Origin of the sequence: Vibrio natriegens NBRC 15636 = ATCC 14048 = DSM 759, assembly GCF_035621455.1 — a bacterium.
In the GTDB taxonomy this organism is placed as follows: Bacteria; Pseudomonadota; Gammaproteobacteria; order Enterobacterales; family Vibrionaceae; genus Vibrio; species Vibrio natriegens.
Genome location: NZ_CP141822.1, coordinates 893,964 through 911,751, shown reverse-complemented (window position 1 = coordinate 911,751; position 17,788 = coordinate 893,964). Strand labels below are relative to the sequence as shown.

General features: G+C 45.7%; 18 protein-coding genes and 1 tRNA gene. 5 read left to right on the top strand and 14 right to left on the bottom strand.

The genetic code is table 11. The features are described 5' to 3' along the window. Positions 1-11: 11 nt before the first annotated feature. The 3 genes from VER99_RS04245 to VER99_RS04235 all read right to left on the bottom strand — a co-directional run bounded on the left by VER99_RS04245 (position 12) and on the right by VER99_RS04235 (position 4,214). The gene (locus VER99_RS04245) at positions 12-1,616 is read right to left on the bottom strand and encodes a (2,3-dihydroxybenzoyl)adenylate synthase (RefSeq protein ID WP_024372725.1); all 1,605 of its coding nucleotides are present in this window, start codon (positions 1,614-1,616) and stop codon (positions 12-14) included. An 11-nt stretch (positions 1,617-1,627) separates the two neighbouring features. After that, complete coding sequence (locus tag VER99_RS04240; RefSeq protein ID WP_020336117.1) at positions 1,628-2,812, bottom strand: isochorismate synthase; 1,185 nt, start codon at positions 2,810-2,812, stop codon at positions 1,628-1,630. Between the two features lie 304 nt (positions 2,813-3,116). Next, positions 3,117-4,214 carry a hypothetical protein gene (locus tag VER99_RS04235; protein ID WP_024372727.1) on the bottom strand — a complete coding sequence of 366 codons (1,098 nt, stop codon included), beginning with the start codon at positions 4,212-4,214 and terminating at the stop codon, positions 3,117-3,119. A gap of 101 nt (positions 4,215-4,315) precedes the next feature. On the opposite strand from VER99_RS04235, the gene VER99_RS04230 reads away from it, so the two are divergent. Continuing rightward, positions 4,316-5,107, top strand: a complete 792-nt coding sequence (locus tag VER99_RS04230) for a 2,3-dihydro-2,3-dihydroxybenzoate dehydrogenase (protein ID WP_020336115.1) — start codon at positions 4,316-4,318, stop codon at positions 5,105-5,107. A gap of 56 nt (positions 5,108-5,163) precedes the next feature. Here VER99_RS04230 and VER99_RS04225 read toward each other — a convergent pair. Further along, positions 5,164-5,240: transfer RNA gene (locus VER99_RS04225), tRNA-Arg, on the bottom strand. A 204-nt stretch (positions 5,241-5,444) separates the two neighbouring features. Here VER99_RS04225 and folD point away from each other — a divergent pair. Further along, complete coding sequence (gene folD / locus VER99_RS04220; RefSeq protein WP_014231181.1) at positions 5,445-6,305, top strand: bifunctional methylenetetrahydrofolate dehydrogenase/methenyltetrahydrofolate cyclohydrolase FolD; 861 nt, start codon at positions 5,445-5,447, stop codon at positions 6,303-6,305. A gap of 76 nt (positions 6,306-6,381) precedes the next feature. Here folD and VER99_RS04215 read toward each other — a convergent pair whose 3' ends face one another. The 4 genes from VER99_RS04215 to VER99_RS04200 all read right to left on the bottom strand — a co-directional run bounded on the left by VER99_RS04215 (position 6,382) and on the right by VER99_RS04200 (position 10,144). Beyond that, positions 6,382-7,581 (bottom strand): NupC/NupG family nucleoside CNT transporter, encoded by a 1,200-nt coding sequence (locus VER99_RS04215; RefSeq protein WP_014231180.1) that lies wholly within the window; start codon positions 7,579-7,581, stop codon positions 6,382-6,384. A gap of 240 nt (positions 7,582-7,821) precedes the next feature. Next, the gene (locus tag VER99_RS04210; protein ID WP_014231179.1) at positions 7,822-8,769 is read right to left on the bottom strand and encodes a LysR family transcriptional regulator; all 948 of its coding nucleotides are present in this window, start codon (positions 8,767-8,769) and stop codon (positions 7,822-7,824) included. A 74-nt stretch (positions 8,770-8,843) separates the two neighbouring features. Then, positions 8,844-9,815, bottom strand: a complete 972-nt coding sequence (locus tag VER99_RS04205) for a lytic murein transglycosylase (RefSeq protein ID WP_014231178.1) — start codon at positions 9,813-9,815, stop codon at positions 8,844-8,846. Positions 9,816-9,859: 44 nt separating this feature from the next. Next, positions 9,860-10,144 (bottom strand): YcgL domain-containing protein, encoded by a 285-nt coding sequence (locus VER99_RS04200; protein WP_014231177.1) that lies wholly within the window; start codon positions 10,142-10,144, stop codon positions 9,860-9,862. A 197-nt stretch (positions 10,145-10,341) separates the two neighbouring features. Here VER99_RS04200 and minC point away from each other — a divergent pair, with 197 nt between their 5' ends. The 3 genes from minC to minE are packed head-to-tail and all read left to right on the top strand — an operon-like array spanning position 10,342 to position 12,100. Further along, positions 10,342-11,004, top strand: coding sequence for a septum site-determining protein MinC (gene minC / locus VER99_RS04195; RefSeq protein WP_020336114.1), 663 nt, complete (start codon positions 10,342-10,344; stop codon positions 11,002-11,004). A 17-nt stretch (positions 11,005-11,021) separates the two neighbouring features. Then, a complete protein-coding gene (gene minD, locus VER99_RS04190) occupies positions 11,022-11,834 on the top strand; it encodes a septum site-determining protein MinD (protein WP_014231175.1) in 813 nt (270 codons plus the stop codon). 2 nt (positions 11,835-11,836) lie between these two features. After that, complete coding sequence (gene minE / locus VER99_RS04185) at positions 11,837-12,100, top strand: cell division topological specificity factor MinE (RefSeq protein WP_020336113.1); 264 nt, start codon at positions 11,837-11,839, stop codon at positions 12,098-12,100. 127 nt (positions 12,101-12,227) lie between these two features. On the opposite strand, the gene rnd is transcribed toward minE, so the two are convergent. The 6 genes from rnd to tsaB form a co-directional block, all read right to left on the bottom strand. Further along, positions 12,228-13,346 carry a ribonuclease D gene (gene rnd, locus VER99_RS04180; protein ID WP_031334809.1) on the bottom strand — a complete coding sequence of 373 codons (1,119 nt, stop codon included), beginning with the start codon at positions 13,344-13,346 and terminating at the stop codon, positions 12,228-12,230. Positions 13,347-13,425: 79 nt separating this feature from the next. Further along, complete coding sequence (gene fadD / locus VER99_RS04175) at positions 13,426-15,117, bottom strand: long-chain-fatty-acid--CoA ligase FadD (protein WP_020336111.1); 1,692 nt, start codon at positions 15,115-15,117, stop codon at positions 13,426-13,428. Between the two features lie 105 nt (positions 15,118-15,222). Next, on the bottom strand, positions 15,223-16,077 hold the full coding sequence (locus VER99_RS04170; RefSeq protein ID WP_020336110.1) for an alpha/beta hydrolase: 855 nt from the start codon (positions 16,075-16,077) through the stop codon (positions 15,223-15,225). 6 nt (positions 16,078-16,083) lie between these two features. After that, entirely contained in the window at positions 16,084-16,641 is a 558-nt protein-coding gene (locus tag VER99_RS04165) for a Slp family lipoprotein (protein ID WP_020336109.1), read from the bottom strand. Between the two features lie 47 nt (positions 16,642-16,688). Further along, a complete protein-coding gene (locus VER99_RS04160) occupies positions 16,689-16,994 on the bottom strand; it encodes a hypothetical protein (protein ID WP_014231169.1) in 306 nt (101 codons plus the stop codon). Between the two features lie 49 nt (positions 16,995-17,043). Then, entirely contained in the window at positions 17,044-17,745 is a 702-nt protein-coding gene (tsaB, locus tag VER99_RS04155; protein ID WP_020336108.1) for a tRNA (adenosine(37)-N6)-threonylcarbamoyltransferase complex dimerization subunit type 1 TsaB, read from the bottom strand. Positions 17,746-17,788: the final 43 nt, after the last annotated feature.

Below are 17,788 nucleotides of genomic sequence, written 5' to 3'. Positions count from 1 at the left end.
GGTTGAGTGGGTTAAACCAACTCAAGGAGTTTGTTCTTGTTGATCTTTCCGACAGGGGTTTTCGGCAATACATCGACGAAAATGACGCGATCTGGGATCTTAAATTCGGCCAACCCTCGATTTCTCAGGAAGCGCTTTATTTCGATCGGTTTTGGTTTATCTTCAAGACAAACTAATGCGGCACAACTGCGCTCACCCAGATAATCATCTGGTATCGCGATAACAGCCGCATCATGGACGGCGTCATGCACCATCAAATGATTTTCGATCTCTTGTGCTGCGATTTTCTCTCCGCCGCGGTTGATCTGTTCTTTATCGCGCCCGACGACTTGTAAGTTCCCTTCTTTGCTTAACACCACCACATCGCCTGTTCGGTAATAGCCCCCCGCAATAAAGGAACGTTGATTGTGCTCCGGTGCGTTGTAGTAGCCGCGAATCGTGTACGGGCCTCGTGCGCATAACATGCCAGCCGTACCCTGAGGCACAGGTTCGCCCATTTCGTTAACAACGAGTATCTCATCAGCGGGTGACATCGGCCGGCCTTGCGTGGACACAATGACGGAGTCTGGATCGTCCAACCTTGTGTAGTTCACCAGCCCTTCAGCCATACCGAACACCTGTTGCAACGTGCAGTTTAATGTCGGTTTGACACGTCTCGCAGCCGCTTCACTAAAGCGCGCACCACCGACCTGAAGCACTTGTAACGAGCTGATGTCATATTTGGTCCGAGGCGCTTCATCTAGCCACAACAACGCCAAAGGTGGCACCAGTGCTGCTACGGTAATCTGATGGTTTTCAATCAATTGAAATGCGGTCTGTGGACTCGGATCAGGCGAAAGCACCACCGTTCCACCAGCCATAAAACATCCTAGAGCACCAGGCGAGCTCAACGGAAAGTTGTGCGCAGCGGGTAGGACACACAAATAGCGAGTTTGATGTGAAAACTTGCAAACATCATTGCTGGCGCGAACACTGTAGAGGTAATCCGTATGGGTACGCGGAATCAACTTTGGCGTGCCGGTTGTGCCACCAGATAACTGGAAGAAAGCAAAGTCTTGTTCCTGCATCGGCTCGGTTGCCGCGTTCGATAAGAAAAGTGAGTCTAGGTCGACACTACCCGTTGGTTTTAGACTGTTATCACCGGCCCAGACAATGGTCTCCAACGTTGGTAATTCATTCGCGACTTTTTGCGCAATATCGGCGGTATCAACACCTATTTGTGGCGCAGTAATTAACGCTTTTGCCTCAGTAAAATGACAAAAGTATCGAATCTCATAATATCGGTGGGCCGGTAAAGCTAATACAGGCTGAACACCAATTTTCAATAGAGCAAAAAAGCTCAGGTAAAACGCGCCGATATTAGGTAAGTGCAAGACGGCTTTATCGCCAGCCTTCAGTTTCAGCATTTGTTGGAAGCCTGCTGCCAGTTCATCAACCTGAACGGCTAACGCTTGGTAAGTCCATTGCTGGTCACCGGATACAAGTGCAATCTGTTCGGGATATGTTCGAGCGCTGACTTCAAGCATCTCCGGTATAGTTTGCGCCGTCCAATAGCCTGCTTCCTGATACTGGCGTACGGTCTCTTCTGGCCAAGGTGTAAACCCAGCCGCTTTCATGCTTGGCAGTTTCACACCACTACCTCCATGTTGTCCTGAACTTCAATGCCAATTGCATTCAGTACGGTACGCATTTTGTTGCCCGTTTCTTCTAGCTCACTTTGTGGCTCAGAACCACTGACAATTCCCGCCCCGGCGTAAACGCGCAGACGCATTTTTTCCACTTCCGCGCAGCGAATCACTACGACCCATTCACCATTACCGCGGGCATCCACCCAGCCGACCAGGCCAGTAAAGTAACCACGATCAAAAGGCTCAATTTTTTCGATAAAATCGTAGGCCTGAGCAGTCGGATAACCACATACCGCAGGCGTTGGATGAAGTGCACTGGCAAGCTTAAGCACACTGGTGGCAGAGTCCGAAATCGTACCTTCGATGCGAGTCGACAGGTGCAGCATCGCTTTGGTTTCAATAACCGAAGGCACCATTGGCACATAAAGATTGTGGCACCAAGGCTGAAGTGCTTTTTCTACTGCATCAACAACCACTGCATGTTCATGGAGATCTTTACTGCTCTCCATCATCAGTTCGCCTTGTTGCTGGTTCATCGTTTCGTTATCACTGCGTCTGCGTGAACCAGCCAATGGGTTGGCGCAAACATGCGGCCCTTTGCGTGAGACCAATAGTTCAGGGCTCGAGCCCATTAAGTAAGTATCACAACCTTCGCCCCCTAAACGGGTTGAAAAGGTATAACCGCCCGGATTTTGTTTTAGCAGCGTTTTAAGAAATTGAGCCCGATCTATCTCTTGTTCGGTATCCACTTGCATTGTTCGTGAAAGAACAACCTTCTCCAAATCAAACTCTTTTCGGGAACAGGCATTCGCTGCTTGAGCGACACTGCGCATGTATTCTTCAGGAGCTGGAATTGGCTTTATCGAAGACGGAACGCACTGGTTAGAACCATCCACGGTTGCCACTTTGTCCGGACGAATCGGTGATGTCGTACATAGACGTTCAGGCACAATAAAATGCACAGGATTGTGCTCAGAAAACGGGATGACACCAACCGCAATAGGGTTGTCGCTTTCATCTTCCTTGACCGATTCGAGTAGCTGACTAATACAAGAATCTAATTCTGAGAACCTGATTTTTTGGGAAAACTCTGCAGCAATGCCTTGTGTCAGTAACGTCACAGTCGGTGAACTGAAGAAAAACGAAGCATCATCCGAATGAGCGTTAAGAAACTCTGTGAGCATAGTACTGCTCCCCATTGAGTTACGAAGCATAATCATCTCTCAAATTATATTAAACATAGGACCACAAATGAGAATCCCTCTCAATTGCGATGTAAGAGTACACATACTGTTACATTTGATCAAATGCTTTTAATAACTATTATCATTCGTATTATTTACAAATTAGAGGTTTGTTCCATTTTGGTAACATATGAAAAGAGTTCGGAAACCATCATTGAGATATAAGGAGAAACAAAAACGGCTGATGATGTCACCACTCAGCCGCTTGCGTTGGTACTACTTGTATAGATAACAGGGTTGAACACTACCCCTTGCTGGTAAAACCGTACTGTTCATCACTGCGTTCAATAAGCTCATTAAAGCTCTCTTGCATTTTGCCGCCGATGATATCAACTCGGCGCTGCATCTCTTCAACCCAGTCACGATCTGCGACTACGTCACGAGGAAGAACCATGGTTCTCTGGTTTTCGCCTAGATAAAGAAAGGCATCAAACAGGTCACCAACCTGTGCATCCATATCGTCCATTGCGGCAAGTTTGTAACGTGCTTTTGGCAAAAAATCGATCAAACGTAGATCCCGCATTGGTCCCTGATCCACTTCCAATACGGCTGGTGATTTCAGTGAACTAAACGTCTTTACTACCTTTGGGTCAGTCATCGGCCAAATCAAATAAGTGCTGTCAGGAAAGGCTTGCTGCAGACGCGTTGCCAGCGGCCAGTCTGTTTCCTGTGTTTTCTTTACATAATCTGCTGGCGCATTAACCAAATGAAACGCACCAAAAATCATCAATGCTTTTTCATTATTCTTGATTCGTTCAGACGCGACTTGATAGAAATGATCGGTCTTATTCTTCGCTGCTTTCTTCCAGACTGTAACGTCCTGCAAGGCATCCCAGTCAAAAGGCGCTTCAGCCAGATGCACTTGAATTTTCTTGCCCTCAGGTAAAGCTTCGTTGCGCTGCTTTATGGCTTTGAAAAAGTCTCGATAGACATCTGGCATCCAAGCCATAAAGTACAACGAACCTCTTAGCATCGTATTCAATTGGCTCTCACTGACTTCCCCTCCAGCAAGGTAATCATCCAGAATCGATTGGTATTTAGCGTTACCAAACTCCACGACGATATGATTCACCTGCTCGGAAAACTCTGGCTTAGAGACTAACTCGGTCGCATAACGAATAAACGCGTCATTCCAGTGATAATCTCCAATCGCGACAAAGTTATGCGTGTCAAAGGCCTGCAAAATGGCATCATCTGCGGACTTTGCTTGCTTAACCACTTGCGCCACTTCTTTTGGTGGTAAATCAACCTTAGCCGAGTGAGGTAAATACTCACATCCAACTAAACTCACGAGCCCTACACTTAGTAGCCATGGCTTTATTTTTCGACTTAATTTCCTCATGACCTAATCATTTCCTAGTTAACAAGATGACAACGATAACAAAAATAATTATCATTTACACAATTAAAGTTACCCATCTGTATCACGAAAAGGATGTTTAGATGAATGAAAACCGTTCAGAATTCAATGGCAAGTTATGCCTGGTCACTGGCGCTGGTCAGGGAATTGGTCTCGCATGCGCCAAAAGTTTATTAGCACAAGGCGCACAAGTGATTGCCTGTGATGTGAGTGAACAGACGCTAATGAATTTGATGAGTTCGATTCCCGGCGAACAACAGGTCAGAACCACCCTTTTACCATTTGATCTGGCAAGTCCTGAATCTATCCAATCTGCCTGCCAACGTTTAGAAAATGACAAAATCATTCCAGAATATATTGCGACCTGCGCAGGTACCTTACACCTCTCCCCTATTCTTGACCTGCCTTTGGACGCACTCAGTAAAACATTGGATGTAAACCTAAAAGGTACTCTACTTTTAACCCAGCATATAGCTAAGCTATTAGTTAAAAACGGGAAAAGAGGCGCTATCGTAGCGGTCGGTTCAAATGCAGCCGATACTCCAAGAAGCAATATGTCTGCTTACTGCACATCGAAAGCTGGGCTCCATATGTGGATGCAGTGTTTGGGGCTAGAATTGGCTGAGCATGGTATTCGCTGCAATATCGTCAGTCCGGGGTCAACCAGAACTCCAATGCAGGAGCAAATGTGGAATGAGTCTTACGGAGAAAAAGAAACGATTCGCGGCAATCTGGAATCCCACCGAATTGGCATCCCCCTGAATAAAATAGCCGAAACCAAAGACATCACCAATGCGATCGAGTTTCTGCTCAGCGACAAATCAGGACATATCACCATGCATGATTTAAGAGTCGATGGCGGCGCTACTTTTTAGCCGTATAAACGACAAAGCCCCGACAACTCATCGAGTTATCGGGGCTTTTGAATAAATGGCACGCCCTATAGGATTCGAACCTATGACCACATCCTTAGAAGGGACGTGCTCTATCCAGCTGAGCTAAGGGCGCGCTACAGGGAAAGGATTATACGAGTTAAAATGGGTAAATCAACGGCTTTTAGTAACATTCTGATCTGAATGCCTAAAAAAAGGTCACTGAAGCAATGAATGCTCAAAAACACCTCAGAGCAAACGTTTGCGTATGGATGTTAAATAGAAATTCTGCGACAATGCGCCGCAGATTATCTGCCTTCTAAAATTTATAAGGAAAGTCATGACTGCTCAAAATATTGATGGGACTCTCATTTCCCAAACTGTTCGTTCTGAAGTTGCAGCACGAGTAAAAGCTCGCGTTGAAGCTGGATTACGTGCCCCTGGCCTTGCAGTTGTTCTAGTTGGTGAAGACCCTGCTTCTCAAGTTTACGTTGGCAGTAAACGCCGCGCTTGTGAAGAAGTGGGTTTTGTTTCCAAGTCTTTTGACCTTCCGGCATCAACCACTGAAGCAGAATTGCTAGCGTTGATCGATGAGTTGAACAATGACAACGAAATTGATGGCATTTTAGTTCAGCTTCCACTTCCTGCTGGAATTGATAGCACTCATGTTTTAGAACGTATTCATCCAGAGAAAGACGTGGATGGCTTCCACCCTTATAACGTAGGTCGTCTTGCTCAGCGTATCCCTAAACTACGCTCTTGTACGCCGAAAGGTATTATTACTCTGCTCGACCGCTACAACATTAATCTTCGTGGTAAGCATGCTGTGGTTGTTGGTGCTTCAAATATCGTTGGTCGTCCAATGACACTTGAGTTGCTATTGGCGGGCTGCACAACGACGACCTGTCACCGCTTTACTAAAGACTTAGAGAGCTACGTTCGTCAAGCCGACGTCGTTGTTGTCGCAGTAGGTAAACCAAACTTCATTCCTGGCGAATGGATTAAGAAAGGCGCTGTGGTTGTCGATGTGGGTATCAACCGTCTTGACTCTGGTAAGCTGGTTGGCGACGTGGAATACGATAAAGCACGTGAAAGCGCGAGCTTCATTACTCCAGTACCTGGTGGCGTTGGTCCAATGACAGTAGCAAGCCTGATTGAAAACACAATGCTGGCTTGCGAGCAGTTCCATACGGACAAGTAATCTCAGATCGCTAAATACTAAAAAGGCTCCTCTCGGAGCCTTTTTCCTTTATGTTGTGTAAATTTAGTCTAAATCGTTAAAGACTCAAAATCACACCGGCAATGGACGCACTCATCAAGTTCGCCATCACACCTGCGACAATCGCGCGAAATCCATGCTTAGAAACAAACGCACGCTTCTCTGGCACCAATGATCCCAAACCACCAATGAGCATTGCCATGCTTGAGATGTTCGCAAAGCCACATAGTGCAAAAGTCACAATCGCTTGAGAATGTGCACTTAGCTGCGACTTCACTTCTGCAAGTTGAATAAAAGCAACAAACTCATTTACTACGATTTTATTACCGATCAGAGACCCTGCCGTGATCGCCTCTGCCCATGGAACACCTAACAGCCAAGCAACTGGCGCAAATACGTAGCCCAAAACGAGTTCGAAGCTTAATGGTGTGCCAATAAGATCGCCAAACCATCCCAAAATACCGTTAAGCAATGCAATCACACTGATGAAAGCCAACAGCGTGCCACCAACTGCAACCGCGATACGAACACCCGCCATCGCACCATCTGCCAATGCTTCAACTACATTGGTTGCTCGTGGGATTTCAACTTGGCTAAGATCGATTTCCTCAGCTTGGTTTGTGTCTTCCGGCATCAGAATTTTAGCCATCAACAAACCGGCAGGAGCAGACATAAACGCCGCCGCGATCAGGTAATTTAAGTCTACACCCAAAGATGCATAACCGACCAACGTACCACCAGCAACCGAAGCCAAACCACCAGTCATTACTGCAAAGAACTGAGAATCCGTCATGTGCTTTAGATAAGGTTTAACCATTAATGGCGCTTCAATCGTACCAACAAAGATATTGGCTGTAGCAGATAAAGACTCAGCACGACCAATGCCTAACAGCTTTTGGATACCACCACCGATAAAGTTAATCATTCTTGGCATAACACCAATGTGGTAAAGGCCAGCAATAAGCGAAGAGAAGAAAACAATAATGCCAAGTACATTGATAGCGAAAGTGAATCCGCCCGTCGCCAAATTGCCGAATAAAAACGCGATGCCTTCCTGACCATAGTTGATTAAGTTCGATACTACGCTGCTCACTGAGTTTAGAGCGTCTCGCCCTGCTGGTACATACAGAACCAATAGTGCAAACAATACCTGTAAGGCAAAAGCAAGTGAGACGGTTCTGAGCTTTATATTTTTTCTATTTGTAGAAAGTAGCCATGCTACGAAGAGTATGGCTACGATACCAATAAGTGAGTTCATAAATTGGGTCCGACAGAAGGGGAATGGTAAAGGCGTCGGATTGTATAGCGGACTCAAAATGCTGCAACTTGAGGTTGTTAACAGTGTGAAAAGTTTCAGTGGTCAATATTTAAACTAAACATTAAGCCATTGAATTTAATAATGATAAACGTTTGCTTTTTGTTATTATTTCCATATGGAAAAATTGTTTATAGATTCAGAAAAATTTTTGTGACAAAAATCACCTTATGTATACGATCGTCATGACTTAGGAATGGAGATATACGGTGCTAATCTTTGATCCCAATGACATGGGTTACCGATCTTCTGTTTTATAAAGTTGATCACCGCAGATATTTTTTTCGGCATGTGCTGTCGGCTCGGATAAACCGCATAGAATGGCATCGACTGACTGGCTTTCCATTCCGGGAGTAATTGAATTAGCTTCCCAGTTCTGAATTCATCGCCAAGCAAATACGTCGCGAGATAAGCAATTCCCCACCCTGCGATTGCAGCGTCGCGAACCGCTTCCGCCAGATCGACAGAATAGTTACCGGAAACTTTTACGTTGAGTTCCTGCTGATCTTTTGTAAATGCCCATCCGGTGTAATCACGTTCCCAGCTTCTATAGATCAGGCAGTTGTGCAACGATAGATCGTCAGGTTCCACTGGCTTATCATGTTTAAGCAGGTAGTCTGGAGACGCCGCGACAACAAACTGGCAATCCGTTAATCGCTGGGCAATGTAACCCTCGGGCAAGTGTTCGTTGTTGGTTACCCATAAATCCAAGCCTTCGGCTAACATATCCACTTTATAGTCGAACAAGTGCACTTCAACCTCAAGTTGAGGATACCGTTCCCTTAGCTCCTGAATAGCAGGAATGATATGTAGAGTGCCGAATGATTGCGAGATGCCCAACCGCACAAGACCAGCCACTTCATCTCTCTGGCTTTCCATTTCCAGCGTCGCGCTGCTGACAGCCTGAACGACCTGCTCACAATGATGATAAAAGGTTTTGCCCGCCTCAGTCGGAGTAAAACTTCGCGTGGTGCGTTGGACCAGCTTGATACCAAGTGAGTTCTCTAATTGGCTAAGTTGTTTACTCACATGGGAGACGGATACGCCGAGGCTTTTTGCTGCCGCCGTAAAGCTTTTATGTTTGATCAATGCAGAGAAAATGACCATTTGAGCAGCACGTTCAGATAACACGAATTACCTCGATTTAAATGCAGTAAAAACTAAGGGCTCCGAAGAGCCCTTAACAACGATAATTTATTCAGAAACTAGTATGTGATGCGATCAGCTAAGTGGCTAACAGCTAGAGCGAAGTAGTAAGAGCGGTTCCACTTCATCAACACATTGTAGTTATTGTAAACTAGATAAGTTCGACCGTTTTCATCGTCAGGCATAATCAGCCAAGCTTTGATATCGTCATCCAGTTTAGGTAGCGGGCTGCCATCAAACTTGGTGATACCTAATTTGCTCCACTCCTGCAGGTACTTACCTTTCTCTTCGGTTCGACCTTCCAAGTTATGATCAATGCCTTTCGGAACTTTTACCTGACGTCCCCAAGTGTAATTGTCATCCCAGCCGGATTTGCTCAGGTAATTCGCTGTTGAAGCAAACACGTCCGCTTTGGTTTGCCAGATGTCTTTCTTGCCGTCACCATTGCCATCCGCTGCAAAGCGAAGGAATGAGCTTGGCATAAACTGACACTGCCCCATCGCACCCGCCCATGAACCTTTAAAATTCTCCAATTCAATATGGCCTTGATCCAGAATCTGAAGGGCAGCCATGGTTTCTTTACGGAAGAACTCTTCACGGCGACCTTCAAATGCCATGGTAGAAAGCGCGTCTATGACACGGAAGTTACCCGTAAACTTACCGAAATTACTTTCCACGCCCCACAACGCAACAATAAAACGTGGCTGAACGCCAAAGGTCTCACCAATGCGTTTAAGTTCCGTGTAATGCTCTTTGTATAATTCTTTTGCTTGCTTAACCTTCCACTCTGGGACTGCACGCGGAATGTACTCATCCAGCGTCAGTTTTTTCTCAGGTTGGTTTCGGTCTGCTTTCACTGCTCGTGGCTTATATTCAACATTAGCGAAAGCGGCGCTGATGACCTGCTCGGAGATGCCTTGAGCACGCGCTTCTGCACGCAACTTATCCAGGTATTCCTCAAAACCTTCACTACTTGCAAAGGCTGAGGCACACATGCCAACGCTAAGCAGTGTAGCCAGTATTTTTTTCATATTCCCCTCCTTGAGCAAGGCAGAAGTCTCAGCAAGATATGGAATTATTTCCTGTCTTTTTGCTGAGCTTTTTGTTCTTTATATTTTTCTAACAGATTTTCCGGTGGTGGCGGAACCTGCAGGAAGAAACCATCGTTAATTAATGAGGCTTTCACTTTCTCGATATCCACCTGCGCCAATGTACGACCATCAAGTTTAATCGTCATGACAGCGATAGGCTTACCGAACATCTGCATCAAGGTGTCAGGAACCTGTGAAAAATCATCCTTTTTCGGAATATAGAGATAAGTACCTTCTTTTTTAGAGCTTTTATAAATAGAACAAAGCATGACACGCCTTTTATGCTGATTTAGCCGTTTTTATTACGGATTTAGTTGGAAACGTAAAATTGCCGCAAACTTAATAGCAAATTTGAGATTAATTCACCGAATTGCTTGTTAGAGAACTTGCTGCGCCAAAAGATGAAATATAACATGATAGACCTAGTTTAAGGCAACGCTCTTTCAACAGAGGTAAGAAGTCCACGATGACCCATTCACCAGACCTTAAAGGTAGCAGCTTTACTTTGTCAGTTTTACACCTTTCTGACAGCAAGATAGAAAAAACTATCGAATTTTTGCAAGAAAAAGTGTCTCAGGCACCGTCATTCTTTGCATCAGCACCTTTAGTTATCAATATATCGAAAGTCGAAGGCGACATTGATTTTCCTAAACTCAAGCAAGGTATTGCCGACGCTGGGTTCATTCCGGTCGGTGTAACGGGCTGCAAAGATAAACGTGTACAGAACCTTGCTTCTGAAGCTGGCTTCGCCATCATGTCCGCTAGTAAATCGCCGAGCCAGGCACCCGCGAAAATGGCGCCGACTAAGTTCGTTCGTACACCGGTTCGCTCTGGTCAACAAATCTACGCGAAAGACGGTGATTTAGTGGTACTAGCACATGTTAGCGCTGGGGCAGAAGTTATTGCCGATGGTTCTATCCATATTCACGGAACTTTGCGCGGGCGCGCAATTGCAGGCGCTAGTGGGCAGCATGAAGCGCGGATTATTTGCCACGATTTACAAGCAGAACTAGTATCTATTGCTGGAGATTACTGGTTAAGCGATCAAATTGAGAGTGAGTATTGGCAGCAGAAAGTAATGATCAGTAGAGCCGAAGAATCATTACATCTCGAAACACTCACGATTTAGTATAAAAAGGAAAACAAATGGCACGCATTATTGTAGTAACGTCTGGTAAAGGTGGCGTCGGTAAGACCACTTCAAGCGCAGCCATCGCCTCTGGCTTGGCTTTAAAAGGCAATAAGACTGCGGTAATCGATTTCGATATCGGTTTACGTAACCTCGATCTTATTATGGGCTGTGAGCGTCGCGTAGTTTATGACTTTGTGAACGTCATTAACGGTGAAGCGACACTAAACCAAGCGCTGATCAAAGATAAGCGCACAGAAAACTTATTTATTCTTCCTGCATCACAAACGCGCGACAAAGACGCACTCACGAAAGATGGCGTACAGCGTGTATTTACCGAATTGGACGAGATGGGTTTTGATTTCATCATCTGCGATTCACCAGCAGGTATCGAGCAAGGTGCTCTAATGGCGCTCTACTACGCGGATGAAGCCATTGTGACCACCAACCCTGAAGTCTCATCTGTACGCGACTCAGACCGTATTTTGGGTATTCTGGATTCGAAGTCGCTACGAGCAGAGCAAGGTTTAGAGCCTGTGAAGCAACACCTTCTGTTGACTCGATACAACCCGATGCGCGTAAACCAAGGTGAAATGCTGAGTGTTGAGGACGTTGAGGAGATCCTTCACATCCCGCTTCTGGGCGTGATTCCTGAAAGCCAGGCGGTGCTTAACGCATCAAACAAAGGTGTGCCAGTAACGTTTGATGAAGAGACAGACGCGGGCATGGCTTACTCTGACACAGTAGACCGCTTACTTGGTAACAAGGTAGATTTTCGTTTCCTTACAGAGGAGAAGAAAGGGCTCTTTAAACGACTGTTCGGAGGATAGACATGTCACTATTAGAATTTTTCCGCCCACAGAAGAAAAAATCCGCAAGTCTAGCCAAAGAGCGTTTGCAAATTATTGTGGCAGAACGCCGCAGCCAAGATGATCCGGCACCGTCTTATCTGCCTCAGTTAAAAGAGGATATCCTGAGGGTGATCGGCAAATACGTAGACATTGACCCGAACATGGTTGATTTAACGTTTGAGCATAAAGACGATGATATCTCGGTGCTTGAGTTAAATGTAAAACTGCCTGACGACGAGAAGTAATTCGGATTTAGGTGTTTGTGAAGTGAAATCAGTCATTGGTTTACTAACAAACACCTACATTTCTACATTGCACACTGCATAAAAAAGGTTGGCTACATGGCCAACCTTGTTCTATCTACATCTTGCACTACTTAAGCGCTTTATTCATTTTTTCGCCGATAAGTTCAAGACGCCAGTTTTGCATCACATCAGGCATTCTTGCTGGATCACGGTCCTTTTTCCATACCCAACTAAGCAACTGATTGATCTGCTTTTTAGATGCAAGAAACTCAGTCGCTAAGCCAGATTTCTGTGATGCACTTTTCACAATATCTTTCATGTTCTTGAAGACCTGCTTATAGCCTGGGTAGTCCATAAGACGTTCAATTTTCTCAGGGTATTCATCCGCAGGTGTCTGCTTGGCTTTTTTAACGATATCAGCAATCTTTGCACCGTGACGGTTAACGGCTCGGATATCAATGCCTTCCGCTTCCATTTTCTTAAAGCTTGTTAAACCAAGGCGGGCAACCGTTAATAAGTCCCCTTCTTTGAAAACAAAGTTCAGAGCGAGGTCACGTTTGATTGCCTGACGGTAACGCCAAGTGGCCAACGGCTTTAAGATAGCCAACTCTGACGGTTTCAGTTGCCATGCACCTTTGATATCAAGATACGCATTTTCTTCGTTCACTTCACGAATACGCTTCGAAACCAGTAAATCGCTCTCCTGCTGCACCGCATGCCACCAGCCAGCTTCGGTGACTTTATCGAGCAAAATTTCGTAAAGCGGCAGCAAGTAGTGTACGTCAGCCGCAGCATAATCAAGCTGCTTTTGCGTCAGCGGGCGAGCCATCCAGTCTGTGCGAGACTCGCTCTTATCCAGTTCAACACCCAGATATTCTTCCACTAGCGTTGCAAAGCCAGTTGATAGCCCATGCCCAAGAAACGCTGCCATAAGCTGGGTATCGACCATCGGAAATGGCGTGCAACCAAACGCATTCTGGAACACTTCGAGATCTTCACCACATGCATGCAGAACTTTTAATACCGAGGTATCTTTCAAAAGTTCAACAAACGGTGACATGTCCGTCAGTTCTGTCGGATCGATTAAGGAAAGATTATTGCCGTCGAAAAGCTGAATCAAACCTAGCTGTGGATAGAAAGTTCTGATCCGTACAAATTCCGTATCCAGCATAACGACATCTGCGTCTCTGGCTTGAGCGCAAACTTCTTCTAGGTCTTTGTTTTTAATAATAATCTTATAATTCACATGCTTCTCGCTATAAAAAATGCCAGCAAAACGCTGGCATTCTATCATTTTTTAATTCCGGCGACTTCACGAAATCGACTTATGCGCTCTTCTTCGCAAGCTCTGCATCGTTTTCTTCACGAAGAACACGGCGTAGAATTTTACCTACGTTAGTCTTCGGTAATTCTTCACGGAATTCAACCAGTTTTGGCACCTTGTATCCCGTTAAATGTTCGCGACAATGCGCAATCACTTCATCTTTCGTTAAGCTTGGATCGCGTTTAACGACATAGATTTTCACCAGCTCACCAGAAACATCGTTAGGCTGACCAATCGCTGCAACTTCCAGAACTTTACCATGCAACGCGACAACATCTTCGATTTCGTTCGGATATACGTTAAAGCCAGAGACCAGAATCATATCTTTTTTACGGTCAACAATATGCAGGAAGCCTTCGTCGTCAAACTTAACAATATCACCGGTTGATAACCAACCTTCTTGGTTGATGGTGTCTTTGCTGGCCTCCGGACGCTGCCAGTAACCTTGCATCACTTGAGGACCACGAACCTGAAGCTCACCCGTTTCTGTATTTGGCAGAGCATTGCCCTCTTCATCAACGATACGAACTTCTGTCGACGGAACAGGTAAACCAATAGAACCATTATATTCGATAAGGTCATGCGGGTAAGCGGCCACCAGAGGAGAACACTCTGTCAGGCCATAACCTTCTAGCAGATAGCAACCTGTTGTCTTCAGCCATTTTTCCGCAACGGCGCGCTGAACGGCCATACCACCACCAACAGACAGTCGCAGATTGCTAAAGTCCAGCTCATGGAAGTCTTCATTGTTAACCAGAGCGTTAAACAGCGTATTAACCCCGGTGATAGCAGTAAATGGATGCTTTTGTAACTCTTTTACAAAGCCCGGAATATCACGTGGGTTGGTAATCAGCAGGTTACGGCCACCCATTTCGATAAACAGCAGGCAGTTAACGGTTAATGCAAATACGTGATAAAGCGGTAACGCGGTCACAACCAGTTCTCTACCAGGAGTCAGCACCGGGCCATACGCACCTTTCGCCTGCAATACGTTTGCAATCATATTGCGATGGGTCAGAATCGCGCCTTTCGCCACACCCGTCGTACCGCCAGTGTATTGTAAAAATGCAATATCATCGCCAGACATAAATGGCTTCACGTACTGTAAACGACGGCCTTTGCCTAACGCTTTACGCATTGAAATCGCACCAGGCAGGTTATATTTTGGCACCATACCTTTAACGTATTTCACGACAAAATCGACAATCGTACCCTTCGCTCGCGGCAACATCTGCCCAAGGCTGGTCAGCACAACATGTTTTACAGAGGTGTTCTCAACAATTTGCTCTAACGTATTAGCAAAGTTAGAAACAATCACGATCGCTGTCGCACCAGAGTCGTTGAGCTGGTGTTCAAGTTCACGAGGAGTGTATAACGGGTTCACGTTTACCGCGATGCAACCTGCACGCAAAATACCAAACAGCGCAACGGGGTATTGAAGCAAGTTAGGCATCATCAGAGCAACTCGGTCACCCTTTTTTAGCTTTAACTCATTTTGTAGGTAAGCGGCAAATGCACGACTACGCTCTTCCAGCTTTCGGAAGGTCATAACCGAGCCCATGTTCATAAATGCTGGTTGGTCTGCGTACTTTTGTACAGACTGCTCAAACATTTCAACCAAAGACTCATATTGGTCTGGGTTAATGGTTTCAGGTACGTCACTTGGATAACGTGAAAGCCATGGTTTATCCACGATATTACTCCTCGTTCATCGCTGTCTTACGATAACAGCCTTTTTATTTTGAGGGCTATTACAGCACAGCGAAGGTGCTTGAGCACGAAACTCCCAAACACTTGTTTAAATTTTGTTAACTACACCAAGAATTCCGTCTGAAACTTCGAGTATTTGCTCTAAATGACAGTGATGACCTCCCGAGACAGTAATCACTTGTGGTGAATTCTGCCCCCAATCAGCTTGGCTGGAAGGTAAATTTTTGAACCCTTGGTCGCCCAATACGATCAGGTGTGGACAACGTATTTGGCTGGTGATTGAGTCCGCATGCTCTTGCGCCATTCGGTAAAGCGAAGCGCATTTTAACTTAGCGTCATGTCGCCAAAACCAGACATTTTCACGCTGTACTGTTCCGCGTTCTACGATTGGCAGAAGCTGTTCAGCGGTCAGCTGGTTGGCTTGCATGCGTAACTTTAGAGCCAGTTCAAAAGAAGATAGGGATCGTTCAGGCTTATTTTGTTGCCGATGTCGACTCAACACGCCATCACGAAGTCTTTGCAAACTATTGGAAGGCACCTCGGTAAGAGGACCAGCACCTTCGATTTGCACTAACGCTTCGACCTGCTCAGGAAACGCAGCACTATAGCAACTTGCGACTAAAGCACCAAGTGAATGACCTACTAACACCAGCCTGTTTGGCGATAATTCATCCAACAACTCATATAAGTCGGCAATATAATCGTGGAAGAGGTAATAATTGTCGGATGATTTGTGGCTGGACAAACCATGCCCAAAGTGATCAATGGCTAATAAATGGAGAGTTGGGTTGAGCTGATGCATTTGCCCCATCAACGCTTTGAAGCTACCTGCGTTGTCTAGCCAACCATGAAGAAAAACGACTGACAAGTCAGCCGTTTTTTCATTACCTATTTCAAGGGCTGCCATTGTTCCGGCAGCAAGTTCAAATCGACGCTCATGCATAGCAGATTATTTGACCTGTTTGATGATTCTGCCATCTTGCGGGAAATCGTGACGCTCCATACGGCAGTTAATTGAATAGCAAGGGTAAAGGAAAAGTGGTGTATCGTAAGTTCGTACTCGCTCTTCTATCGTCCATAAACGGTAGCCCTGACCTTTCATCAGAGGGAAGATGTATTCACGCTCGCCGATTTTCCCTTCTTCTTCACCCGCACTTTTTCCGACCACTGTGACTAAACGCCCTTTGCTAAATGCCACTGGCTCTAAATAACCATCGAAGTAAACGGCAAAACGGCCTGCTGGTTCAGCACTAATATCGGGCTTGCCCGTCTCGCTAATGGGTAAATTCACGATTTCTACGCGCGTTTTGTCTTTGAAGTTGTCGACTTTAGCGATGATCCCCCCTAAACGGACATCACTATTTACAAGCCCTTGCGACTCAGCAAACGTTTTATAGTCTGTGAGAACTTGCTCAGTTGTTGCATTCAATTCTTCAGGAAGAGAACTGCACGCCGACAGCCCAAACGCAGCTAACAAAACCAGAAAAATGTGTCGAGAAAATGTCATAAGCTACCATTGAAATCTATTTATCGGGAACGAATGAGTTTCGTCCATTACACATAAATATCGACACCAAGCAATTGAGCCAGTTCCTCTTTTTTCGCTCGATTCATGACATCCATGTACTGTTCCATCGCTTTTCGTGCATTTCCCTCGGGAAGATCGTACTGCACTTGTGCTCTGTGAATCTGGGATTCATCCACTTGCTTTATGGAATGCGCGACCGCATTAGCAACTTTAGACGTCTGACCGACAGGTTGCTTAATCTGAGATTCTTTTACCTGCTTCTTTTTACTGACTTTGTTCGTGCGAGTCGAACCTGCTATCAGCGAGGGCGGTAATCCATTAATCGACGCCATAACGTTCCATAAAAAAGCGGGGTAATCCCCGCTTTTATCTCAATCTAAATTATTCGCGGCCCGGAAGTTTCTTCCAGGTCACATTATCGCGCAGATAAACCGGACTTGATTCTTCAACCGGAACCGTGTTTCCTTTTTCTAACTCTTGCTTGGCCAGAATCACGATGTCTTGTGAATCAGGGTAAAGTACGTCACTTGAAGTAACACTGAATGGCAAATTGGCCAGCTCTTCCTGATAAGCACTCCAACCGGTACCTGCCGTTGTCCAGGTTTTATCGTCGGCTTGAGCTTCTTCAACCAGACGTGCTGGAGGAATCACACACTCTTCATCCACACCTGTCCACTCACCATTTTCCTGGCGAGAATAACGCGCCCAGTACACTTCACTCATGCGTGCATCAATCGCAACGGCAACTTCAGTCGAACCATGAAGACGGTAGCTTGCTTGTGCCATCGCAGCGAGTGTTGACACACCAATCATCGGCAATTCAGCACCAAACGCTAAACCTTGTGCAATGCCGATACCGATACGAACACCTGTGAAGCTACCCGGACCACGACCAAATGCCAGTGCATCCAGTTCTTGTAGAGTCAGACCCGCTTCTTTCAACACTTCATCAACCATAGGTAAGACTTTTTTCGTATGGTCACGAGGTGCAACTTCACTGCGTGAAATCACTTGATCATTAACCAGTAGTGCAACTGAACAGTTTTCAGTTGATGTATCGATGGCAAGAATTTTTGCGCTCATTTAACTCTCTACAACTCTATTTGATTTGATTATGCCACAACAC